24 protein-coding genes, 5 tRNA genes and 1 CRISPR repeat array are annotated in these 21502 nt (G+C 48.7%); of the genes, 7 read left to right on the forward strand and 22 right to left on the reverse strand.

Features of this window, described 5'->3' with window-relative positions; translation table 11 throughout:
* The first annotated feature begins 58 nt into the window (after positions 1-58).
* A complete protein-coding gene (locus AC3Y23_RS17410; RefSeq protein WP_379201162.1) occupies positions 59-523 on the forward strand; it encodes a DUF2621 domain-containing protein in 465 nt (154 codons plus the stop codon).
* A 54-nt stretch (positions 524-577) separates the two neighbouring features.
* Positions 578-1477 carry a TIGR01777 family oxidoreductase gene (locus AC3Y23_RS17415; RefSeq protein WP_379201164.1) on the forward strand — a complete coding sequence of 300 codons (900 nt, stop codon included), beginning with the start codon at positions 578-580 and terminating at the stop codon, positions 1475-1477.
* Between the two features lie 43 nt (positions 1478-1520).
* Here the strand turns inward: AC3Y23_RS17415 and AC3Y23_RS17420 are convergent, their stop codons facing one another.
* The 14 genes from AC3Y23_RS17420 to AC3Y23_RS17485 form a co-directional block, all read right to left on the reverse strand.
* Positions 1521-3200: a DUF6382 domain-containing protein gene (locus tag AC3Y23_RS17420; RefSeq protein ID WP_379201166.1), complete on the reverse strand. Its 1680-nt coding sequence runs from the start codon at positions 3198-3200 to the stop codon at positions 1521-1523.
* Positions 3201-3216: 16 nt separating this feature from the next.
* Complete coding sequence (locus tag AC3Y23_RS17425; protein WP_379201168.1) at positions 3217-3726, reverse strand: A24 family peptidase; 510 nt, start codon at positions 3724-3726, stop codon at positions 3217-3219.
* Between the two features lie 3 nt (positions 3727-3729).
* Complete coding sequence (locus AC3Y23_RS17430; protein WP_379201170.1) at positions 3730-4737, reverse strand: TadE/TadG family type IV pilus assembly protein; 1008 nt, start codon at positions 4735-4737, stop codon at positions 3730-3732.
* An 18-nt stretch (positions 4738-4755) separates the two neighbouring features.
* Entirely contained in the window at positions 4756-7011 is a 2256-nt protein-coding gene (locus tag AC3Y23_RS17435; RefSeq protein WP_379201172.1) for a hypothetical protein, read from the reverse strand.
* Positions 7012-7109: 98 nt separating this feature from the next.
* Positions 7110-7778: a TadE/TadG family type IV pilus assembly protein gene (locus tag AC3Y23_RS17440; RefSeq protein ID WP_379201262.1), complete on the reverse strand. Its 669-nt coding sequence runs from the start codon at positions 7776-7778 to the stop codon at positions 7110-7112.
* Complete coding sequence (locus tag AC3Y23_RS17445; protein WP_379201174.1) at positions 7778-7963, reverse strand: Flp1 family type IVb pilin; 186 nt, start codon at positions 7961-7963, stop codon at positions 7778-7780. Before AC3Y23_RS17445 ends, AC3Y23_RS17440 begins: the two co-directional genes overlap by 1 nt.
* Positions 7964-7977: 14 nt before the next feature.
* Positions 7978-8850 (reverse strand): type II secretion system F family protein, encoded by an 873-nt coding sequence (locus AC3Y23_RS17450; RefSeq protein ID WP_379201176.1) that lies wholly within the window; start codon positions 8848-8850, stop codon positions 7978-7980.
* A gap of 13 nt (positions 8851-8863) precedes the next feature.
* Entirely contained in the window at positions 8864-9646 is a 783-nt protein-coding gene (locus tag AC3Y23_RS17455; protein WP_379201264.1) for a type II secretion system F family protein, read from the reverse strand.
* Positions 9647-9678: 32 nt separating this feature from the next.
* On the reverse strand, positions 9679-10947 hold the full coding sequence (locus tag AC3Y23_RS17460) for a TadA family conjugal transfer-associated ATPase (protein WP_379201178.1): 1269 nt from the start codon (positions 10945-10947) through the stop codon (positions 9679-9681).
* On the reverse strand, positions 10940-12115 hold the full coding sequence (locus AC3Y23_RS17465; RefSeq protein WP_379201180.1) for a P-loop NTPase family protein: 1176 nt from the start codon (positions 12113-12115) through the stop codon (positions 10940-10942). Before AC3Y23_RS17465 ends, AC3Y23_RS17460 begins: the two co-directional genes overlap by 8 nt.
* Before the next feature lie 190 nt (positions 12116-12305).
* The gene (locus AC3Y23_RS17470) at positions 12306-13229 is read right to left on the reverse strand and encodes a copper amine oxidase N-terminal domain-containing protein (protein ID WP_379201182.1); all 924 of its coding nucleotides are present in this window, start codon (positions 13227-13229) and stop codon (positions 12306-12308) included.
* Between the two features lie 113 nt (positions 13230-13342).
* Entirely contained in the window at positions 13343-13756 is a 414-nt protein-coding gene (locus tag AC3Y23_RS17475) for a thiol-disulfide oxidoreductase DCC family protein (protein ID WP_379201266.1), read from the reverse strand.
* A gap of 142 nt (positions 13757-13898) precedes the next feature.
* The gene (locus tag AC3Y23_RS17480; protein WP_379201184.1) at positions 13899-14180 is read right to left on the reverse strand and encodes a hypothetical protein; all 282 of its coding nucleotides are present in this window, start codon (positions 14178-14180) and stop codon (positions 13899-13901) included.
* A 265-nt stretch (positions 14181-14445) separates the two neighbouring features.
* Positions 14446-14865 (reverse strand): organic hydroperoxide resistance protein, encoded by a 420-nt coding sequence (locus tag AC3Y23_RS17485; RefSeq protein WP_379201186.1) that lies wholly within the window; start codon positions 14863-14865, stop codon positions 14446-14448.
* Positions 14866-15048: 183 nt separating this feature from the next.
* Here AC3Y23_RS17485 and AC3Y23_RS17490 point away from each other — a divergent pair, with 183 nt between their 5' ends.
* Positions 15049-15528, forward strand: a complete 480-nt coding sequence (locus AC3Y23_RS17490) for a glutathione peroxidase (RefSeq protein WP_379201188.1) — start codon at positions 15049-15051, stop codon at positions 15526-15528.
* 102 nt (positions 15529-15630) lie between these two features.
* Here the strand turns inward: AC3Y23_RS17490 and AC3Y23_RS17495 are convergent, their stop codons facing one another.
* The 3 genes from AC3Y23_RS17495 to AC3Y23_RS17505 form a co-directional block, all read right to left on the reverse strand.
* The gene (locus AC3Y23_RS17495) at positions 15631-15993 is read right to left on the reverse strand and encodes a DUF1304 domain-containing protein (protein WP_379201190.1); all 363 of its coding nucleotides are present in this window, start codon (positions 15991-15993) and stop codon (positions 15631-15633) included.
* Positions 15994-16072: 79 nt separating this feature from the next.
* A tRNA-Leu gene (locus AC3Y23_RS17500) sits at positions 16073-16155 on the reverse strand.
* Positions 16156-16238: 83 nt separating this feature from the next.
* Entirely contained in the window at positions 16239-16601 is a 363-nt protein-coding gene (locus AC3Y23_RS17505) for a helix-turn-helix domain-containing protein (protein WP_379201192.1), read from the reverse strand.
* 144 nt (positions 16602-16745) lie between these two features.
* Between AC3Y23_RS17505 and AC3Y23_RS17510 the strand changes: the two genes are divergently transcribed.
* The gene (locus AC3Y23_RS17510; protein ID WP_379201194.1) at positions 16746-16943 is read left to right on the forward strand and encodes an XRE family transcriptional regulator; all 198 of its coding nucleotides are present in this window, start codon (positions 16746-16748) and stop codon (positions 16941-16943) included.
* 37 nt (positions 16944-16980) lie between these two features.
* A complete protein-coding gene (locus tag AC3Y23_RS17515; protein WP_379201196.1) occupies positions 16981-17613 on the forward strand; it encodes a hypothetical protein in 633 nt (210 codons plus the stop codon).
* 57 nt (positions 17614-17670) lie between these two features.
* Here AC3Y23_RS17515 and AC3Y23_RS17520 read toward each other — a convergent pair.
* The 4 genes from AC3Y23_RS17520 to AC3Y23_RS17535 all read right to left on the reverse strand — a co-directional run bounded on the left by AC3Y23_RS17520 (position 17671) and on the right by AC3Y23_RS17535 (position 18431).
* Positions 17671-17753: transfer RNA gene (locus tag AC3Y23_RS17520), tRNA-Leu, on the reverse strand.
* A 4-nt stretch (positions 17754-17757) separates the two neighbouring features.
* A tRNA-Glu gene (locus tag AC3Y23_RS17525) sits at positions 17758-17832 on the reverse strand.
* A 424-nt stretch (positions 17833-18256) separates the two neighbouring features.
* Positions 18257-18348: transfer RNA gene (locus AC3Y23_RS17530), tRNA-Ser, on the reverse strand.
* Positions 18349-18355: 7 nt separating this feature from the next.
* A tRNA-Asn gene (locus tag AC3Y23_RS17535) sits at positions 18356-18431 on the reverse strand.
* A 692-nt stretch (positions 18432-19123) separates the two neighbouring features.
* Here AC3Y23_RS17535 and AC3Y23_RS17540 point away from each other — a divergent pair.
* On the forward strand, positions 19124-19405 hold the full coding sequence (locus tag AC3Y23_RS17540; protein WP_379201198.1) for a hypothetical protein: 282 nt from the start codon (positions 19124-19126) through the stop codon (positions 19403-19405).
* A 99-nt stretch (positions 19406-19504) separates the two neighbouring features.
* Positions 19505-19936: a CRISPR direct-repeat array (repeat unit 32 nt; unit sequence ATTTCAATCCACGCTCCCAAGCAGGGAGCGAC).
* 198 nt (positions 19937-20134) lie between these two features.
* Here the strand turns inward: AC3Y23_RS17540 and AC3Y23_RS17545 are convergent.
* Positions 20135-20887 (reverse strand): MBL fold metallo-hydrolase, encoded by a 753-nt coding sequence (locus AC3Y23_RS17545; RefSeq protein ID WP_379201201.1) that lies wholly within the window; start codon positions 20885-20887, stop codon positions 20135-20137.
* 128 nt (positions 20888-21015) lie between these two features.
* Between AC3Y23_RS17545 and AC3Y23_RS17550 the strand changes: the two genes are divergently transcribed.
* Positions 21016-21444, forward strand: coding sequence for an Lrp/AsnC family transcriptional regulator (locus AC3Y23_RS17550; RefSeq protein ID WP_379201203.1), 429 nt, complete (start codon positions 21016-21018; stop codon positions 21442-21444).
* Positions 21445-21502 lie beyond the last annotated feature (58 nt).

A 21502-nucleotide genomic window follows, 5' to 3' on the forward strand; every position in this document is an offset into this window, starting at 1 on the left:
TATACTTTAGACCAGAGACAAATTTGTGATAATAATCATTGTTAAAGGTGGTTAGGACATGTTTATCAAATCAGGGCTTGGAATGTTGTCGGTAGCACCGAGCAATTGGTTTATGAACTCCATCGCTTTCTGGACCTTTCTTCTACTTGGCTCCATGTGTATCGGCGGCTACTTTATGTTTCGCAAATTTCTGAAAGTGCTTCCCAAAGCCGATGGGAAGTCCAAACTTGATTGGCAGAACTATTGGGTGGAGCGTAGCCGACCACTGTGGGGCAGCGAATCTAAAGCCTTTTTGGATCAACTCGTTCAGCCGGTGCCCAGTCCCTTTCGAGATATCGCCAAACATTCCATTGCTGCCGAGATCGGAAAGATAGCGGTGGAGAGCAATGCCTCTGAAGTTACACGCGATCATTGCATCAAGGGCTACATTGTTGCTACCCCCCGGCGGGATAACCGTTTTCTCGTCAGTTTTCTTGAAAAGAACGGAATCGATTACTCTCCCTACAAGCATTTGTTCAAGTAGACCATCATACAGAACTTCCGTGGCATTCCGAGCGGCGAAATGGAGGCATACAGTATGAAATACGTAATATGCGGCGGCACAGGCTTCATCGGAAGCAAGCTTAAGGATTACTGGCTTCAGGCCGGTCATGAAGTATTGATCGTAGGCCGCAAGCTGCCTGAAGTGAAGTCATCACATGCCAAGCTAAGTTATCATACCTGGGACGGCCTTGCAGTCAATCCCCTCCCTGCCGAGAACAGTGACGCGCTTATCAATCTTGCCGGCTCCTCGCTAAGTCAGCGCTGGACCCCAAAAGGAAAGCAGTCGATTATACAGTCCCGTCTGGTCACCGTAGCGGCGGCAGCCAAGCTGTGGCATGCGCTGGAGCATCAGCCACCTGTGATCGTTCAAGCCTCCGCCGTGGCTATCTACGGTACGTCCTTCAATGATACTTTCGATGAATCTTCTCCCGCCCATGTGATGGATTTCCCTTCAGAAGTCGTAAAAGCTTGGGAAGATGCTGCAGATGCAGCCTATCCCGATATCAGAAGGGTCAAGCTCCGTATAGGAGTCGTACTTGGCAACGAAAGTGGAGCTTTTCCTATGATGAAGCTTCCTTACCTTCTAGGCGTTGGCGGCAAAATAGGTAGCGGTAAACAGTGGCTGTCCTGGATTCATCATGATGACATCGTGAAGCTAATCGACTTCTGTGTCCATACGCCGGATATTTCCGGTCCAGTCAACGCCACAGCCCCGAATCCGGTCACCAATGATCAGTTTGGTCGAACCATTGGCAAGGTGTATAAAAGACCACACTGGTTTCCACTCCCGGCATTCCTCTTGAAGACAGCCGTAGGCGAACTTTCGGAAATTCTGTTGGAAGGCCAGCGAGTGCTTCCTTCCAAATCGATAGCGCACGGATTCAGCTTCACTCATCCTACACTAGAAACTGCACTGCAAGACCTCAAGGCGTAGTAGAAGTAGAAGCTCCCCAATAAAGCAACATTGAATTCAGGGACTAGGCTGTATGAAAGATATAATTGCCTTTGACAATAGTAAATTCAGTTCCTTCCATGAGCGGGTACTCTTTATATGGGATCATAGCCTCCCCCTGTAGCAAAGTTCCGTTCCTGGAGTCGAGATCCTTAATGACATATCCGGCTGGACTCTTGAGTATTTCAGCATGCACTCGGGAGGTGCCCTCGGATTTTTCTACATATTGGGCCACCTCTTCCGAACGTCCAATAATAAAGCTTGCTCGATCCAGTTCGATTCGTTCAATCGCACCGCTGTTATTGTGATCACATCGTTCCAGATACGGTGCAGCACGTCTGTGCTTATCCGTCGCCACATTGTTATCCGGCGCATTTTCCACTGATAACAGAACGGTTGCCGAGGTAGGTAACGAGCCTGAAGCAGGAAATTCATGAGCAGGATGCTTCTGGTTTTGCACTGATCGGCTATTGTCTACTTTCTGCCTATTTTTCAACGGTTCTACCTTGGACAGCGGTGGTGATAAACCGGCGTTCATAGAGTCCCTTTCAGATTCCCTTTTAAGGCCCCTTACAGAATCCCTCCCAGAATCTCTTCCAAAAAAACTGTCCGGTACCCTGAGGCTCATCCCCCGTGCAATCTCTTCTGCATCCGGTTCATCCTCGTCTTCCTTCTTACCTAATTTGATGACCCCAGTCCACACCAGCCAGCATGTAATCGCAAGCAGCAACGTTATGATTCCGCACACTGCTAGCCATAGAGTTGAAGGATCACTCATATAAAGAAATTTCCACAACAGTGCATCGCCCAGCAAGCATCCAAGCACGATATATGTTCTGTATGGCGAGGCCCGCTGTGTTTCCTCTGCTTCCGTAAACCCTGAACTTGTTTGTTCCTGGCTCCGCTGAAAAGCGGAATAACCACCCGTCCATGGGGTCGGAGGAACTCCTGCTGCTGTAGGTACACTAACAGAATCTTGCATGCCCGCTTTCTTATCAGAACCCCCGATTGATGGCCGTGTCCTTAACGGTTGATCAGATAAAATTGACGGCTCAGGATTCTCAAATCTCGGGAAAGGCAAGACATTGCTGTCCCTCTTGATTTCCGAATGCGGCTTCACCACTTCCCCCTCAGTCAGAAGCTCTGCCAGCAGTTTTTTTAAACGGACGGGAGTGAAGTCCTCTTCTCCACAGCATTGCAATAATCGCTGTACACCATCGCCCGTAAGCTCCTTCACTGAAGCCATCAGCGTCATAATCAGGGATCTAAAGCCTTGGCCGGTAGAGATTACATTATCCGGACTTAGCAAGGGAACGTAGGTCAGATAGACTTTTCCGGAGTGTAGCGAACCTTCGACGAAAATATAGTCCTCATGCAGCGCATACTGTTCGGCTTTCAGCATGTAGAGTCTACCCTCTTCTATCGATTGAGCCACCTGGAGCAGCAAACCGAAGAAAGAGGTCATACTCAGTTTCTCACCTTTCAGTAGATGGCTGAGCATTTTTTTGCGGGATAATCCATATTCCAGAGTGACTCTTAGGTCGATCTCCTTGAGCTGCAACCGCAAATGATGTGGGATTTCTGAATTCATAAGCATACGGACCTGTACCATATTGAGCCGCTCTGCACGCAGCCCTTCGGGAACACCCAGCATCATGCTGATGCCATCCTTTTGCATAAAATCACGGGTCAAACCAAACAACATTGATCACCTCCCAACCTCAATAATATAGATAAGCACATACAACAGCGGGTAGCACCGCCAGCATAAAAGGAAATTTCAGCAGATGCCCGCCGCCTGACTTTGCTATACCCAGATTGCGCAGCACTACAACCCCCGCCACTGTTCCAAAAACTTTTCGCAACCGCACCCACGCCTCTTCGCGCCGCAAGGCGATGATCCAACCGATGACCGCCCCGAACAAGATCGAATACATGATGGTCTGAGCTGTGAACATAAAGCCAGTCCAGGCCCCGATGCCAGCAAAAAGCTTAACATCCCCGGCTCCAACAGCCCCGATAAGATGCAAAAGCAGCATCACTGCAAATCCCCCAGCAGCCCCGATGACTGACATTAAAAGACCGTGCCAGCCGTTCATGAGCGACTGAGCCAATAGGCCTCCAAGCCATGCAGACACTGTAATTCGATTGGGTATCCGCATCGATCGTATATCTGTAACGAGTGCAGCCACCAGAAACGGAAGGCAGCCCCAAAAAGCCCAATCGGCCATTCTCTAACCCCCTTTTTTACCACTCACGACTGTAAAATTGACTTCGATGGACTGCCCATCATCTGTCTGAATAACCAATGTCCAGGAACCTGGCGTCGTGTTAACGCCAATCTTCCATTCCCATTCGATATATCCATCCTTGTCCGCCTGCTTCCAGCCCAAGTACTTTGCCTTGCTCAAGCCACTCTTATAAATGACTGTCAAGTTAGCAGAGGTGCCCGGTGGGATTTTGGCCCGAACCTTGCCCTGCTTGTTAACAACACCGGGATCCGGCTTCTCCAGGATCACAATCGAAGGCTCTTCTTTTCCGCCCTCTTCCCCATTTCCGCCGCGGCCCTCGCCAGTATCACCGATCCACAGACGCTCTACGGCACTTGCCTCCAGCACAATATTTTGATTCAGAAAAGGAACCTTCATGGGCAAATCATAGCTTACCTCCACACCGAAATAGGGCCTTGTCCCCTTCTTCAAATCTGGGATAATGACATTGGACACATGAATTCGGTCATACTCCAACATGTCGCTGGCGAGATAAGGCTTCATTAAAGGCTTTATGGCCAGGTCCAACACACTCTGTGAGGCTTCCGCCTGAAGCTTCTGCAAGGGTCCTTCTCCCTTTTCTGCTGCAGCCAGGGCCCACTCATTCAGCGGAGGCGGCAGATCATTCGCATAATCCTCCCCCCATTCCATGAGCGAAAGACGGGGAATTCCCCATGGCGAGTGTGCATCTGCTTGTTTGCTTCCCGGATCACTTCCTGTAGGATTTGTTTCGCTGCCACTGTCTTTATCCCATTTTTGAGCTGCCAGAGCTGCGGGATAGATATGGGTGGAGATGACTTTCACGGTGTCCGAGGCCGTGCTTTGCAAAGCGGTGGAGTATAGACTCATTTGAATGATAAAGATCAGGAACAGAACGAATAACAAGAAAATGGGGAGAACCATTGCCGCTTCAACCACCATGCTACCCTCGTTCTTCTCATTGCTTCTTCTTCTTTTGAGCCATAGCCTCATAATCTTCACCCCCTCCGCCTAATAAGCTGAATCAGCCTGTATCCCCCTATAGTAAATCTTTCCTTTCACATCCCCCGCAAGCACTCCACTGTAATTCAGCAATGTAATCATCCCTGGCAGAAACCATAGACGCAGTCCAAAACGAATATTCGCGGAAGCATAAGTATTTCTCTCTGCGGGATTGATACCTGTATTGAGCCGAATCACAGCCAGCATTCGTGATAATTGTGATTCGCCACTGCCATGTATCATGAGGAACAACCTCAAGTAATCACGGTAAGTCAACTGAGCCGGTATAAACTCTGATAATGGAATTGAACCATCCTTGCATAGTTTCAGCATGTCCTGAACTGCCTGCTCAATGCCGTACAACAACGCAGCCGCCAGAACAGCCAGTGGATTGCCAATACCCGCTTTTTTGACAAACCCCTCCATGGTGCGAATGGCTAGCCGCATGGCGAATATTTCACCATAAGCGGCGGCAATGTTGCCTGCCGGATTATGGAATCCGTACAAAATATACTCCAGTTCCTGAGCATGCGGGTCCATCTGTGCAGCAAGCTTGTCAACATTCGCGCCTTCCATACCGCTACCCATAGAGGACAAAGCAGAGAGATCAAAATGTTGAAAATAAAGTGCTGAATACTCTGTTTGAAAAAGCCTATCTCTTGTTCCTGTAAGGGCACTGGTCATGACATCGTATACCCCGTCCATATTCGTCATCGCAGAGCTTCCGGCAGCATAAGGATCGGAGGAGGTTTGCCCGTCTTTTCTGGCATCGTCCAATCCTTTATTCAGTGAAAGAATTTCCTCGTAGTACTTCTGCAAAGTATCATAGCGCTGCATAGCCTCTCCTGCCCGGTCGTTCAGCTCTCGAATTATATCTATTGTCTTCATAGCATCACTCAGCTTGGTCTTGGCCTCTTTCTCCCACTGCTTCCGCTGTTTATCCGAGCTCCGGTGCTCTTCAAGTGCAGCAAGCTCTGCTTCAATAAGGCTACCTCCAGCACCATAGCTGCCCAGATAGTTCCCAACAGATTGCGCAGCTGCTAAAACCGACCCAATCATTCTTGAACCATTACTGTATAGCCCCGAAAATTCAGCAAGGACACCCGGCAATGCGGCAGTTACTGGTTCCAGCCGTTCAAAACCTCTCTTTTGAGTGGAAAAATGTTCTTCTATCCCTGTAAAGTCAGCTTGATCAAGAATAAGAGAATCCTCCTGCTCACGAAGCTTGTGTAGCGGATCAGAGTCTATTTCATTACCACTACTGCCTGGAATATCCCAATCCTTCGCCCGGTCACTCTTACTAGAACCGCTGTTTCGGGACTGCTCCAGCACGACCTTCATTTCATCATTCAGCTCTCTTGCCCGTAACAAAGCACTTTCAGCCTGTTCTATGAAGACATTGTGCTGTTCACGGAAAGCATTCATGGCTGGCGGAATTCGCTGAATTACTAGTGCCGATTGCTGTGAATACCGGGATAACGGATATGTATATCTCGCCGGCTCCCGACTATCACGGTTCATGTCCCACGTATACTTGTAAACAAAATCATCATATTGAGCCGCTATATCCGCTGCCGTAGATACCTCACCAAGCGTACTTGGCTGCAAGCTGTCCCCCGGTGGATTCATGATAAGCTGAAGCAGCGCCCTGCCGCTTTCTGCAGCTTGCTTCCGTCGTTCTATCATCAGATCCAGCGCTTCCTCACGCTCATCATAAAGTGGCTGCAATGCCCGGAGTACCTTCGTCACCTGCGAGGCCTCCGCCATCGCCCCGGACAAAGGTTTGAACTTGCCGCCCAATTCCAGTGTAAAATCGATCGGTGCCTTATATTTCATCTCTTCATTAATCTGACGCCGGAAAGTCCCATACTCGCCTAGCGGCCGACTCCATTCCACAGTAGAGCTCTCAACGCCCATCTGAATAAGATTAAAAGCGTCAGACCGACCGCTTTCGTGCAGATTATCATTGAGTACGCTGGATAACAGCATGTTTCCATCCGTTCCGCCTGAAGCGAACAAACCGTATTTCTCCCTTAGCTCTACATCGTAAGCCGATAGCACGGAACGTATTCCGGCTCGGGCAAGACGTTCCCCCTGGGTATTGGCCGCAGCAATCCGCGCATAATCAATCAGAACCGCATCGAACAGGAAGACAAAGGCCAGCACCATGATCAAAAAGATGGATACCGAACCGTCTATTCGAAAAAACCACCCTCCTTTCCTGCGCTTCAAGCCTCGGTTAGAGCCGTTATACGCTCTCTTCATCCATGTCTTCCTTTCTTCGTGACTACTTTCTTCCGTTCCCAGATTGAGCCCCATTCCCAGCCATTCTCGTCACAAACTCTCAATAGGATTGCTCATTCTCACTTTTTACCAAGCTTCATCATCATTGCAGAGGCATCCTGCTTGTTCATAGGCTGCCGGGTCTCCCCGCTTCCTTGACGTCCTTTAAACTTGGCGCCGTAATAACGCATCAGATCTACAGTACGAATAAACTCCGCCGGTTCAGTAACGACAGATGTGGCTTGTATACTGGGACTTGCGCCATCCGATAACACATCGTCCAATACAGGTAAGTGGAGCAGACGTTTTAAATCCAGACTCACTTTGCGCCCAGTAAAGCCATACTTATAGCCCATCTCCCCTGGCATATTGGCTGGGACCATACGGGATGCATTAGCCAGTTTAAGATCAGGCAGCGGAGCTGAATCTTTACTTCCCGCCGGAAGCTCAATCTGTGTACCGCCACTTCCCCCCTCACCACCAAATAATGATGCAATTAAACTGTCCTCCCCGATACGCCAATACAATGAATCATATTCACCTGCAGCAACTGCTCCCGTCTTCTCTTTATGGCTATTGTCCCAATTAAACGCCGCCCGTTCAGTAGAAGCCGACGCCACCTGTAGCAGCATTGTCTTCTGATAACTGTACAAGCCGAAAAACAGAAGCAGCATGGTAATGAGCATAATAATGGGTAGCAGGAGGGAAGCCTCGATGGTGAAGCTGCCGCGATCATCCCTCAGCAACATCAATCGAATACTTCCTGACTCTTCTTGCCAGCAGTACTAATCAGCGATTTCACAACCTCTTGTATTTCTTTTCTAAACACCAATACTACAGCAATCAATACTGCAATAATCAGAATCATCTCCAAGGTGCCGAGTCCCTCCTCGTCCTTCCAGAAGCTTTTCATTTTCCCTATAATCAACGACATCTCATCTTCCTCCTCTACATTTTGAGCATCATAATTGCCGGTGCTCCCACCAGCACAATAACGATTAAAAAGATCACTACCATCGGAAAGACCAACTTCGAGGAAGCCTGCTCCCCACGTGTCCGGCTGACCGCCTTCCGCTTATCCCACAGCATCCGTGACAGGTCGCGGAGCGCCAATACAAAATCACTCCCACCCCTCCGGTAATTCAATAACACGGTCGTGGTAAACAACGATACTTCCTGCACAGCACAGCGTTTGCTAAAGTTCTCAAGCGACTGCTGAAAGGAATAGCCGCTCTCCCATTCCCCTGTCATGGCTATTAACTCTTTATATAACGGGTGTTTCGTATTCCCTTTGCGGCTCTCCACACAACGCTGGATTGCCCGCTGCACGGTCTCACCGGCGCCGACCAGTAGCACGATGCTATTCAGTAGCTCAGGCAACTCCAGCAAAATATTCTGCTCCCGCAACCGCACCTTTTTATGCAAATCACTTGCCAAAGCAATCGGCAATACAAGAGCTAGCAGAGATCCTAGTACAATCCCCGTCTGTTCCCCGGTTAAAAGCGTCAGTGCGCTCCCACCTACTGCCAGCAGCCAGCTATAACTGAGCATCTCTCCCGCGAACAGCAGTGTTCGTTCTGCGCTATATCTGGTACCCTCAATCCGCTGAATGGAACGCTGAATTTTGAACATCACTGACGGAAAACGACTACCAATGCCAAGTCTCTCAATCAACAGCAGCATTGGTTCACCAAGCTGTCGCAGCCTCAGTCCCTCCATGGGCAATGTGCGCAATCCTGCATACCGGTTGCCACTTTGCACCCGAAAGACACACCAGAACACTATCAATAGAAGCAAGACCACACCAGATACCCATCTCATCCTCATCCGTCCTTCACAGCGGGATATTCATTATCTTGGAAGTCCACAGATAGCACAGAAACAACCCCGCCAGTGCTAATGTAGATATAACCATCCCTAGCCCGGTGTACATAGGCTCCATATAATCACCCGCCGTCAGACTCATAAACATGATCATGGCCAGCGGAGAGATCAACAGAGCCTTAGCCTCGAATTTCTTCTGAGCAATGCTGACAGCGATATCCTGTTGAATATCAAGCTTCTCGCCGATGACTGTCGAGGTACGGCGCACTACCTCCACCAGATCACCGCCTGTCCGCTTACATACCGTGAACACATCAGCGAAGCGTTCAATATCCTCCAAGCCAGCCCTTGCACTAAAATCATGCAGCGCTTCTTCCACCGGCTGTCCATTCTCCATACGTGTACAGATAATGTTCAGCTCGGCAATCATATCGCCGCCCCCTTCGGGGTCCAGCATGTGCAAATCCTGCACCGCTTCCCGGAAGGCGTTTTCTACAGAGCGGCCTGCCGAGAGAGAAGAGGATAATGAGAACAGTGTCTGCTTGAACTGTAGCGTGAGTCCCATCCGGCGACGATTATGCAAATAATCACGCAGCAACCGCGGAGCATAGACTCCACCCGGTACTAGCAGCAGAGCTATGAGCCAATGATGATAAAAGAGATAGCCAACTCCATACAGGAGCAGGCTCCCGATTAGGATCGCCGCATTCTTTTGCCAAGAAGATAAGATGTAGACTTTGTAATCCGGCAGAACCGTCCTCACCCCGGCACCAGACTTTCCGGTTTGAGCCATGGCAGAATCCTGTTTGAAATTCCCGCGCTGAATCAAACCCCTCCTACCTCCTCCCTAGCCTTCTCGGCATACTTCGATAACGGGTGTGTCGCGATACCCGACATTCTAAGCTTGCTGGTATGCAGCATAGCATTACCGCAAGCAGTCAGCCCTCCCTGAACCCGTCCGTCACGCTCTCCCGTCTCCCGGAATTCGTAGAGTCGATTGAGCTGTACTTCTCCGTCCTTCAATCCGTCAACTTCACAGATTTCCATTACCCGACGGGATCGATCACGCAACCGAGAGAGGTGCACGAAGATATCAATCGCCGAGCTAATCTGCTGCCGAACCACCGTAACCGGTAGCTCTGCCGCGCTTAGCACCATGGTCTCCATGCGGCTGACCATATCGCGGGCGCTGTTTGAATGTCCCGTGGACAAGCTTCCGTCGTGGCCAGTGTTCATGGCTTGCAGCATATCCAGGCATTCCGCGCCCCGTACCTCGCCAACTACAATCCGGTTCGGCCGCATTCGTAGTGAAGAACGGATCAGATCGCGGATCGTAATTTCCCCCTTGCCTTCTGTGTTAGCATTGCGTGTCTCCATGGAGACAAGATTCGGAACGGTGACAATCTGTAGTTCCGCTGAATCCTCAATCGTAATGACACGCTCCTGCGAGGGGATGAACTGGGACAATGCGTTCAGGAATGTGGTTTTACCTGAACCTGTCCCTCCACTAATAAAAATATTGTATTTGGCCTCAACCAAAGTCTGGAGCAACTCCGCCGCCTCTTCACTGAGCGTCTCGCGCCGGACCAGTTCATTCATGGTCATGGGCTTTTCCGGGAATTTGCGGATAGTCATCGCCGGACCTTTCAAGGCAACGGGCGGTAGAACAATATTGACGCGGGAACCATCTTTGAGTCTCGCATCCACAATGGGAGAAGAATCGTTAACCACCCGGTTCACACCGGAAACGATGGTCTGGATAATATCCTCCAGTCTGCCGCTGGATTCAAAGGCCAGTGGCAGGCGGCGGATAGCCCCCTCCTCTTCAATGAAAATATCTTTGTGGCTATTGATCATAATTTCTGTGATTGCCGGATTATCTACCAGGGGCTGAAGTACATCCAGCCCGCGGAAGGAATCGAACAGCCGCTTCACGAGCTCATGCTTTTCCTGTGCCGTTAAGTAGCGAAGACTCTCCCGCTCCAGAATGGTCTGTTCAATATAGGCTGTAAGCTCACGGTTCCCGACAGATGAAGTAACATCCAGTCCGGCCCGGATATCACCGCGCAGCGCCCTGAACATCTCCTCATTCATAACCGGTGTTCCCAGTAAAAACACGCGGCAGAGAAGGCTCTACGACAGCCCTACATAGTTCCATAACCGCTTGCTGGAATTGAGGGGAGTTCAGATACAGTTCCTCGCGGTGCCGCAATGTCCAAGACGGAATATAAGGAAGTACCCCATCCATACTCAGCCCTTCCGGCAGGCCCCCTACTTCAATGTCATCTGACCCAAAGTTCATGACAAACCGGCTCTTCTCAAGAATGCCCGGCGGCAGACCGGAATGAGGTGCACTGCAATGTGACAGCCATCTGGCCATCTTATGTATGTTCAGATCATCATTGCGCATCACCCACAACAGAATGCTGCAGCGCTGCAACACCGCCTTGACCCGCTCCTCCTCTATGTTACCGGTATCGATAATGACAACATCATAGTTACGAGTGGCTATGAGCAATTCCAGTAAGTCGAGTGTATCCTGCGAAGTCATCTGGAGCATTTCTTTGAGATTGTTCACAGGTCTAAACGCATCGCTCTGCAGCTCCTCATGACGAATGACATAACGCCCCAGTTCAGGGGGTTCTACCTCATCATTGTTCCTACCAGCCTGAAGATCATAGAGCAGCCTTTCGAGCCCTGGGACATTCCCATGCGGCGGGCGAAGAATGATACCGCTGCTATCCACACTTTCCAAATTGAGATAAAAGACTGACAAGCCCTGTTCGCCCAGAACTTTCGCCATATTTAGAGCAATGGTCGTCTTGCCACTGCTGCCGCTACTGGAGACTACGCCGAGCAGCAAAGTTTCTTCTTTGGCCGATAATGGCATGCCTGAACGCCTGACATCACATAATTGCAATATTGATTCCAGCAAGGAAGGCAACGACTGGTACTTGGCAATGACTTCCCCGCCAGCCAAACTCTTGTTGCTGGTCCCAAGGTAGCTTCCTGGCCCTCCATCCTCGCTCATAACCGCCCATCGCACAGTGCTTCGTCCGCCAACTAGCCAAGCTTCAATAAAGGCCGCATCCCCAACAACAGCATCTGGCACCTCATCGCCCTGTATAAATTCTGCAAAAGCCTCCATCCGGCTGAACGCCGTGATCCGCAGCAGATCGCTATACTGGCTATGATGAAGATAATGCAGTAACGGTTCGATGTATTGACTCTCCCGCACGGCCAGCACAATCCTTGCCGCCATGCCATCACTCTCCTTTCTCTAAAAAAAGACAGCAAAAAAGCACCGCCAAAAACCGTGAAAAACGGTTGATGAACGGTGCTTCCGTTACTATCCTTTAATTTACAGCTATAGTAGCATATATATAAACAGGCGGCAATCCTTTTTTTCACAAATCAGGTAAGACGCAAATTCAATCGAGAGACTTCGTACTTCAGAGCTTTATCTCCCCCGGTATAGCTACAACGAACTGCTTGCGTGTATCCGGCCAGTCCGTCAGTCGCCCGAGTTCAGAGAAGGTTCCATCAACATTGGCTACGCCGTAGGTCACCGAACCACCCCAGATACTGGTGTTAAAATACACATATTCCTGGGATAGTACAGGCCGCTTGCCATACTCCTTGTAGATCGGATGCCCAAACACAGAGGTAATATCTTTGTTCGTCGCCTCTTTAGCATTGTCCAGAGTAGCTTCCCAGACTGCTTGGCGAATATTATCCTTAATCTCGAAATAAGTCACGAAATGCCCGTTCAGCAAGTAGTAGCCATCTGATTTTCCCTTAGCAAAGTAATAACTTTCGGAGAAAACTTCAGCATCACCGGCAGTACTCTCTTCTATTAACCGGGAAGGTGTGCTCCCGTCCAGTGGGATTTGCAGTGCTGCGATCCGCGAAGCCGCCAAGTCGCTGCTGTTATAATTCTTCAGAATCGCCGCGTTGGCCCGCTCTTGAATCCAGACTGTATTGGTAACGGCATCTACAGTAACCCTTGCGCCCAGTGCCTCAGCAATAAATCTCAGCGGGACCGTAACTCTTCCGTCCACAATCCTGGCAGCAACCTCCAGCTGCATCGGATTATCGTTGATAGAAGCAGTTCTATCACCAACAGTAAGCTGAATAACCGTAGAATCGCGTTTAATCGTTATTTTCTTCGTTTGAGCCACCCACTGCATGGAGAGATTGGCAAAGCGTTCAAAAGCCTTCAACGGAACCATCGTATGCCCGGATTCGGTTACAACTCCCGCCACGCTTGAATTATTCACCTTAACCTGAAGCTTGGGGGCCGCAGACACCGTACCCGTAATCCATAAAGAAACCAACATGAAGACCAGCATGTGAATCCCCGCTTTTCGAGCCATTGCTCCATCCCACCCTGTAATTTATAGATAACAGATCAATATAATGAAATGATACAATAAATATACATTTTTCAAAAGCATTAGCAAGCGCACAAACCGCACTCTCTTTGCTCTTACAGAAATCTCTTCCGGATCTCCGGTGTCGGGAGCAGGCACTGCTCATCACGTCCGAACCAGCGGTAGCGGTTGCGCGCCACATAACGATAAAGGATATCACGAAGCGAACGCGGCACTAGAATGAACACGTAAGCCAATGGCCATGGAAAGCGGAGTCCACGAGCAATCCGTAGCGCCGCAGCTGACTCTGTATAATACCTCCCGTTCTCCACCAACACGACAGTGTCGAGCTTCCCGGGTTCAAGACCTCCATCACGGAGCAGCCCAGTAGCGATTTCACTTTGCAGGGGAGCGAACATAAATTTGGCATCGGGATCACGAGGAATAATAAAGCGGACCAGCCCCTGGCAGAGATGGCATACACCATCAATAAGTACTACCGATTTATCGTGCAGCCTTACATCAGCCATCTTTGTCGCAGGCCCACCTACAGAGTTTTGTTGCTCACCCATAATCCGCGCACCTCTCCCCGTTTTTTTCCAATAACCCTGTTAAAAAGCAAACAAAAACGCGGAAAAAAGCTTCCGCGCCATCTAAGTTCCGTTCATTCAATTATTCAGCAATAGCCTTCTCAATCCACAGATTATCGCCAATCATTTGCTCTTCGAAATCAGCACTAAATGCGTCCATACACTTGCAGATGAAATCTTTGCGACAAATTGGACATGGCGTTTTCAACAAACGGCTGATGTTCGTCATTTTCCATTCCGGAAACCGATGATAAAACGCGCGGCACTCCGTTCCGTCAGCAAGCTTGATAATGAACTCGTACAATCCTTCCTTATCATTGCTGCTGGCCTTGGTCACATTCGTAATATTCGGTCTGTAAGACATCTTCATCACCCATTATTTAAATTTTTGTTCGTTATTTGCACACGCGACATATTCAGATACTTAGACATATTAAAGAATTTTAAGGGGGATGTCAACCAAGGCGCGCACCACCGAATCTCTTCCATTGTTCATAATCCCTTTTTTAGATAGCATTTCCATAAAAACTACACTTCACCCTCTTCTTTGAAAATAGTAAAAAAGACCCGCTGGGCAAGCCGGGCCTTCACTACGCATAAGCTATAGTCATAACGCTGCGCTCTATGTTCTATACCACATTCAGTTCCACTTCAATATTACCTCTCGTAGCTTTGGAGTACGGACAGAAGGCATGGGCTTTCTTCGCCAGATCCTCCGCCTGAGCCTTATCGATACCGGGGATCTTCACATCCAGACGTACAGCCAGCTTGAAGCCGCCGTCACTGTCATCCTTGCCAATCATTACGTTGGAGGTCACTTCCACCTCTTGAAGCTTCACACCTTCCTTACGGGCGATATTCGCCAAGGCACTCTCGTAACAGGCGCCGTAGCCTGCTGCGAACAATTGCTCCGGATTGGTGCCCGCGCCACCGGGACCACCTAATTCTTTGGGCATACTCAAGTTGTGTTTCAGCGCGCCATCAGAGGATTCGAACGAGCCTTCCCGCCCGCCACGTACTGTTGCTGTTGCTGTGTACAATGCTTTCATCAGTCATCTTCTCCTTTAACCGCTGTATTTGTTGCAACCTTACACCCTACCTTTAAACAATGGGCATAATTTGAAACCATTTGTCACAGATACCTTGCCATCAGCATTTGACTACGAATATAAATAGTGTACAATTAAATTGACATAAATATTTATAGGTTTAAAAATTAGGAGGCGTTATCCATGAGCATTTATAATTTTGAAGCCCAAACCCTGCGCGGAGAAGAAGAATCTCTCTCCAAGTACAAAGGCAAGGTACTGCTCGTCGTGAATACAGCCAGCAAGTGCGGGTTCACCCCCCAGTTTAAAGGTCTCCAGGAAGTGTATGAAAAATACAAAGATCGTGGATTTGAAATACTTGGTTTCCCAAGCAACCAGTTTGCCGGGCAAGAGCCGGGCGAAAGTGAGGAAATTGCCGAGTTTTGCGAAATTAATTACGGCGTGACCTTCCCGATGTATGAGAAAGTAGATGTAAAGGGCGATGAAGCGCATCCGTTGTTCAAATATTTGTCCGCTGAAGCACCGGGATTGCTGGGCTCCAAGAGCATCAAGTGGAATTTCACCAAGTTTCTTGTCGACCAGGATGGCCGTGTCCTGAAACGTTTTGCCCCATCAACAACACCGGACCAGATCGAAGCAGAAATCAAGCAATTGCTCAAATAGCACTTTTCCGGATAGCAAAAAAGGATACTCACCCCACTGCAGCTTGAACCTGCGATGGAGGAGTATCCTTTTTTTAGATGCAGTCTATTCCCTTAGTCTCTATTACCACTGGAAAAGAACAGCTATGATCCCGAGCAATGCCGGCAAGGCCTGCACGTACAGGATCGTTTTCTTGGCTGTAAGGCTGCCGACAATCCCCGCAATTAGCACACACGCCAGGAAGAACAACTGAATATGACGTCCGACTTCATCTCCTGGATACAGCAGACCCCAGATCAAACCAGCAGCCAGAAACCCGTTGTAGAAGCCCTGGTTGAACGCCAGCGATTTCGTAGCTTTGGCATCTTGCTCTGTCAGCCCGAAAGTCTTCATCCCCTTGGGCGTAGCCCACAGGAAGCATTCCAGATACAAAATATAAATATGTATAACCGCAACCAGACCCACCAGAATTGTGCTTATGATCATATCTTCCACCTCCAAATTTATGCTATCTGATAATAACAAAAAAAGCCTCGCTAAGCGAGACTTTCTTGATCTTACAATATGCGGTAGAGAGGACTCGAACCTCCACGGGTATACACCCACTACCCCCTCAAGATAGCGTGTCTGCCATTCCACCACTACCGCGCGGTGTGTACAACGTAATGCAATGTTCTGAGGTCAACATTCAATATTATAATCCAGTTATCCTCAAATGTAAAGATGTTGGCTCAAGAATTTTCTTCCGCCGCTTTGCGCCTCCGATATTCGGTAAAAGCCAGGTATTCCTTGATGAATATTTTCTCATCCGGCAGCAGTTCAGTGTGGCAATCCAATTGCCGTATTTGGTCAAAAAAATAATTCTCGCTGCTCTCACGCAACATTTCCGGTGCAGCTTTGCCGAGAATCAACCAGTCCAGACTCACTTGAAAGTATGCCCCGATCTCGATAAGTTTATGAGTGCCAGGGGTGGATTTGCCACGCTTCCAGTCGCCCATATTCCCGGTGCTAATCCCTAGTTCCTCGCAAAATGACTTCTTCGTCATCCCTTTTTGCTTGATCAAGTACTCAATACGCTCGTATATGGACTGCATTTGCTGACCTCCTTCCACCTTGATGTATAATCACTTATTTAAGTTATTTTTATTGAAAATGACGTAAAAAAGTATATAATTAACTATTATTATGTCTTATTCCATTATATCATACGGCTGGAATATCGATAAGAGGTGAGACAGATGAACAATAAGCATCCCATAACGCCTTATGGGTGGACAATCAAACAGCGTTTGACCGAACTCAGACTTGACCAGAAGGATTTCTGCCGAATTTACGACATCCCTCCCTACCGCCTATCCAATTTGATCCACGGAACACGCAAGGCCGAGCGGTACCGGCGACAGATTGAGAAGCTGCTGAACCTACCGCCATCCTAGCAATGGGCCCATTAGGGATCACAAGGAGCGAAAACTTTTGTCACAAAGCCTATCCCCTTCAGCCACACCATCCATTGACTCCGTCCCCCACAATGCACTGATCATAGACCGGCACGGCACCATCCTGTCACTCAATAGCCACTGGCGTACCTGCTGCAAGGAATACAACCTCCCATCACAGCTGGCAAGAGTGGGGAGCAATTATCTTGAGCTGCTGCCTGAGTGGGTTATGGAGCCTACTCTTTTGCATAGCGTCTTAAAATCTACGCTGGGCGGAGAACGCCTTGTAGTCAGTACCGATTCTACTATACTCTGTGCCCCCAAAGGCAGACGGGTGTTCCGGTTTGAGGTATTCCCCGTTCTGGCCGCTCCTTCCTCTGAGAAACCAATATGGGTCATCGCTCATCATGATGCCGGACCCGTTGTCGAGGGTCGCCACATTCAGCCTCTGGCCATTCACCGCTCCGCACTGAAGCAAGCACTCAAGTTCATCCCCATCTGTGCATCCTGCAAGTCCATCCGCAACGATCAGGAAGAGTGGCTGACCATTGAGCGTTTTTTGCAGTTGCAGCTCCATGTACAATTCACACATGATATCTGCCCAGAATGCGTCAGGCAGTTGTATCCCCAATACGCCGGTGCTTTTAAGGGAACCTCAGGACATACATAAATTCAAAAAAGGTAAGAAATTCTCTGCGAAAGCAAAGAAATTCTTACCTTTTAGCTATGCGGTAGAGAGGACTCGAACCTCCACGGGTATACACCCACTACCCCCTCAAGATAGCGTGTCTGCCATTCCACCACTACCGCATATTGGTGACCCGTAGGGGATTCGAACCCCTGTTACCTCCGTGAAAGGGAGGTGTCTTAACCCCTTGACCAACGGGCCATGCTGTTCAATTATGTTCTTGTGACAACAAAAATCAGTATATCATAACTCTATTGATTTTGACAATACTATTTTTCAAAAAAGTATGAAGTGCGTTTCGTGGACTCTGAAAGCCCTCTCCTCTGCTTCTTTTTCTCGCTGAAAGAACAGTTAAGCCTCTTCCTCTACTACCTTTTCTCGCGAAAAAAACAGTTGTGCCTCCTCCTCTACTACCTTTTCTCGCTAAAAAACAGTTGTGCCTCCTCCTCTACTACCTTTTCTCGTAAAAAAAGTTGTGTCTCCTCCTCTTCCTTCCTCCGCAGAGACATACAGCCACATATCCGATTGATGATGTCAATCTTGGCCTTCAGTACAAAAAAAGAAGAGCCCCAAAGGACTCCTCTATACGTTCATTATGTATAATCGCTTCATAAGCCACAAAATGTGGCGGAGAGAGAGGGATTCGAACCCTCGCACCGCTTACGCAGTCTAACCCCTTAGCAGAGGGTCCCCTTATAGCCACTTGGGTATCTCTCCATGAAAATGGCTCCCCGAACAGGACTCGAACCTGTGACAACTCGATTAACAGTCGAGTGCTCTACCAACTGAGCTATCAGGGAACATTAAAAGGTGTGAACAAGATATAATATACCATGATTTTTCGATATCGTCAAGCGGTTATTTAAATTTTTTGTGATCGGTTTCATGGGAGGTGTGACAACAACGTTTGCTTGGCTGGTTTGAACCTCTACGGGCTCGGGGAAATGCTACGATCAATATAGCCGCTAATGACTGAATGCCCTCAGACAAGCCGCTATGGGTTCGGAGGGTTCTTGCGATCGGTCTTTAAAGCGAACACTATCATTTCTCCAGAATTCCTCCGACCCTTCGCTCTACTACAGCGCAAGAAAACACTGTTTAATATTCTTTTATATAGAGCGATTAAAATAACAAATAAAATCCGGTTTTCGTTTCCAAAGTGTAATTAAGGGCATTTTTGTACCTTAAATATTCTGTAGCTGAGCAAATATCGCAATTAAGTGCAATTTTGTACGTTAATTTTTCCATAATTGGCTTTTCAGCGTACTTTTCCCGAAAATAAGATACAATAATGCCGTTATTTCCCTCATTTACCTCTTTTCAATAAATATAAGGTACGAAAATGCTCTTAAATTGAGGATTTACTCAATATAGATCGGATATTTAATGCCGCTCCCGTGAAGGAAGCAGCCTCAGATCTTCAAGTATCTCCGCACCTCAGCAATTTTTAAATCCAGGCTTCCACGTGAGAAGCGATCAAGAGTTAGGCCTATTGATTAGCCAAAAAAAGGCAGAAAAAAGCCGCCCATTCGTTATAGTGTTTATACCCCTACAAACACTTGAAACGAGGCGACTTCATGATAATTTTACTTCATTCTCGAATATCCTGCAATCATCTATTCCAGAAGAAAAAGTGTTAGCGATTCTGAATGAGTTCAATTACATCGATGTCCCTCGAAAGTTCACCGTCTATTCCCTGTTTCTTTTCTTGGCGGAGGCTGCTTTTCAGGGGTGGGGTGGGATGGCAATCAAGACTGGGGCAGCGTATGCATAACGTTGGACTACAGAAAGTCGATCATTCGACTCTCTCTAAAAAAGCCAACGTTATTCCTTTTTTCACCAAGAGTATTATGGTCACGGTTCAATAATGTCTATTTCAATCCACGCTCCCACGCAGGGAGCGACGCTGTTGTCGCTGCTTCTCGCTCCTCGAATGTCAGATTTCAATCCAGGCTCCCACGTAGGGAGCGACACGAATACTAAAACGCAAAGGGGACGGTTATTAATATTTCAATCCACGCTCCCATGCAGGGAGCGACTATTCCAAGATGCGGCTGACGCATCAAATCTCATATTTCATTCCACGCTCCCACGCAAGGAGCGACGACCAGTCACCTGTAAACAGTGCGGCGAATATGTCATTTCAATCCACGCTCCCACGCAAGGAGCGACTTAAATAAGGGGGGACGGTCATGGAAAATTTGGAATTTCAATCCACGCTCCCAAGCAGGGAGCGACTTTTCCTTACTGACATGGGCTTGCATCTTCAGGATATTTCAATCCACGCTCCCAAGCAGGGAGCGACAGCCACGCCTCAGAGCCCTTGTGGCACAAGGGCTCTGAGGCGTGAAAGTGCGAACCTCTTCTTTTCCATTCTAAAACTTCAACGATGGGAGCGCAATAAGCGGAAAAAGCCTGTGATAGCACGGGGTGCGAATGGCCCGGGGATTTCATGTGAGCTTGGGGTTCGCACCGTTTGTCGTCTAGCCCAGGCTGGTTGGAATTACTGCCCGAACCATTCTCCGTCCTGAGGAATCGCTACTCTGTTAAGCAGCCCCTCTTGTTCCAATCTGGCCTCAAGCTTCTCACGGGTAACTAGACAATGATTGATCGCATCCATGTGTACGGCAACAACCGAAGTCTGTGGTGCATACGCGCATAGATCGACTACATCCTGATCATCCATTGTGATATGGCCACCGGTCAGGAAGCGAGCGCCCCCGGCATTGACAACGGTCCAGTCAGGCGTATACGTATCAAGGGCTTGGCGGACATCATCACACCAGATGGTATCTCCAGCGATATACAGCGTGGGCTCCCCTTCTGCCTGAAAAACAAAACCGGAGACTCTCCCCATCATCTTCCCGATCTCTCCGATGCCATGCTGGCCGCTGGTACGGGTAAGAGTTACGCCACGGAACGTAAGGGAAGGCTCAATTACCATCACCTGTTCAAAACCATGCCCGGATATGGTATCCTGATCTCCATCCTGGCATAATACGGGTATACTATGTGAGAGCAGTGACACGGCAGCCTCATCCCAATGATCGGGGTGAAGATGCGTCACAAGAACAGCATCCGGTTGGAGCCACTGCTGGACGTTTCCTGGCAACGGCACGAGCGGGTTTTTACGGTCATTCTCCGTATTGAAGATTGGCGGATTCACACCTTGTTCACTAAGCATCGGGTCAACCAGAAAGGTCACGCCGCCGTATTCAATCCATAGAGCCGCATTGCGGATTAGTTGTATTTTCATTATTCGACACCTCTTCTTTAGAATATCTTCTGCTACAATTTAATTATAAATAAGCGCCGAACAAGAATACATTTGATGCGGAAAGAGATTGCCCCGTTCTACTTTCATGCAGAAAGGATTACACGATAATGTCGCAACATTTGATAGATGACGTAGATTACCGCATTCTCCAGCAGTTAATTCAAGACTCCACACTTAGCCATAAGGAGATTGGACAACAGGTCCATATGACCGGGCAAGCCGTTGGCGCGCGTATCCGTCGAATGCGTGAGCTGGAGATTATCGAAGGCTACACCGTACGCTGGAATCCGGGAAAAATCGGACAGAATGTCAATGCGTTTGTGACGGTTTTTCTAGCCTCCAATGCGGCTCATCCGATATTTCTCGCCTTTGCTAAAGAGGACCAGCGGGTCGAAGAGATTCACAAAGTTACCGGTGAGGGCTGCTATTGGATGCGCGTACGCGCGACCAGTCAAGAGGAACTAAGTACCTTTCTGGATGAACTTCTGGGTTATGGTAACTATAAGATCAGTCTGGCGCTTTCACAGCTTAAATAGTCTCCGTTGTGTAAAATAAAGCCGCCGAGAAGGAAGAGTACCCCTCCTTTTCGGCGGC

The organism is Paenibacillus sp. MAHUQ-45 (assembly GCF_058133325.1).

Excerpts from the sequence above, each read along its gene's own strand:
- AC3Y23_RS17410 (WP_379201162.1), top strand. The coding sequence starts at position 59 with ATGTTTATCAAATCAGGGCTTGGAATGTTGTCGGTAGCACCGAGCAAT.
- AC3Y23_RS17415 (WP_379201164.1), top strand. The coding sequence starts at position 578 with ATGAAATACGTAATATGCGGCGGCACAGGCTTCATCGGAAGCAAGCTT.
- AC3Y23_RS17420 (WP_379201166.1), bottom strand. The coding sequence starts at position 3,200 with ATGTTGTTTGGTTTGACCCGTGATTTTATGCAAAAGGATGGCATCAGC.
- AC3Y23_RS17425 (WP_379201168.1), bottom strand. The coding sequence starts at position 3,726 with ATGGCCGATTGGGCTTTTTGGGGCTGCCTTCCGTTTCTGGTGGCTGCA.
- AC3Y23_RS17430 (WP_379201170.1), bottom strand. The coding sequence starts at position 4,737 with ATGAGGCTATGGCTCAAAAGAAGAAGAAGCAATGAGAAGAACGAGGGT.
- AC3Y23_RS17435 (WP_379201172.1), bottom strand. The coding sequence starts at position 7,011 with ATGAAGAGAGCGTATAACGGCTCTAACCGAGGCTTGAAGCGCAGGAAA.
- AC3Y23_RS17440 (WP_379201262.1), bottom strand. The coding sequence starts at position 7,778 with ATGTTGCTGAGGGATGATCGCGGCAGCTTCACCATCGAGGCTTCCCTC.
- AC3Y23_RS17445 (WP_379201174.1), bottom strand. The coding sequence starts at position 7,963 with ATGTCGTTGATTATAGGGAAAATGAAAAGCTTCTGGAAGGACGAGGAG.
- AC3Y23_RS17450 (WP_379201176.1), bottom strand. The coding sequence starts at position 8,850 with ATGAGATGGGTATCTGGTGTGGTCTTGCTTCTATTGATAGTGTTCTGG.
- AC3Y23_RS17455 (WP_379201264.1), bottom strand. The coding sequence starts at position 9,646 with ATGGCTCAAACCGGAAAGTCTGGTGCCGGGGTGAGGACGGTTCTGCCG.
- AC3Y23_RS17460 (WP_379201178.1), bottom strand. The coding sequence starts at position 10,947 with ATGAATGAGGAGATGTTCAGGGCGCTGCGCGGTGATATCCGGGCCGGA.
- AC3Y23_RS17465 (WP_379201180.1), bottom strand. The coding sequence starts at position 12,115 with ATGGCGGCAAGGATTGTGCTGGCCGTGCGGGAGAGTCAATACATCGAA.
- AC3Y23_RS17470 (WP_379201182.1), bottom strand. The coding sequence starts at position 13,229 with ATGGCTCGAAAAGCGGGGATTCACATGCTGGTCTTCATGTTGGTTTCT.
- AC3Y23_RS17475 (WP_379201266.1), bottom strand. The coding sequence starts at position 13,756 with ATGGCTGATGTAAGGCTGCACGATAAATCGGTAGTACTTATTGATGGT.
- AC3Y23_RS17480 (WP_379201184.1), bottom strand. The coding sequence starts at position 14,180 with ATGTCTTACAGACCGAATATTACGAATGTGACCAAGGCCAGCAGCAAT.
- AC3Y23_RS17485 (WP_379201186.1), bottom strand. The coding sequence starts at position 14,865 with ATGAAAGCATTGTACACAGCAACAGCAACAGTACGTGGCGGGCGGGAA.
- AC3Y23_RS17490 (WP_379201188.1), top strand. The coding sequence starts at position 15,049 with ATGAGCATTTATAATTTTGAAGCCCAAACCCTGCGCGGAGAAGAAGAA.
- AC3Y23_RS17495 (WP_379201190.1), bottom strand. The coding sequence starts at position 15,993 with ATGATCATAAGCACAATTCTGGTGGGTCTGGTTGCGGTTATACATATT.
- AC3Y23_RS17505 (WP_379201192.1), bottom strand. The coding sequence starts at position 16,601 with ATGCAGTCCATATACGAGCGTATTGAGTACTTGATCAAGCAAAAAGGG.
- AC3Y23_RS17510 (WP_379201194.1), top strand. The coding sequence starts at position 16,746 with ATGAACAATAAGCATCCCATAACGCCTTATGGGTGGACAATCAAACAG.
- AC3Y23_RS17545 (WP_379201201.1), bottom strand. The coding sequence starts at position 20,887 with ATGAAAATACAACTAATCCGCAATGCGGCTCTATGGATTGAATACGGC.
- AC3Y23_RS17550 (WP_379201203.1), top strand. The coding sequence starts at position 21,016 with ATGTCGCAACATTTGATAGATGACGTAGATTACCGCATTCTCCAGCAG.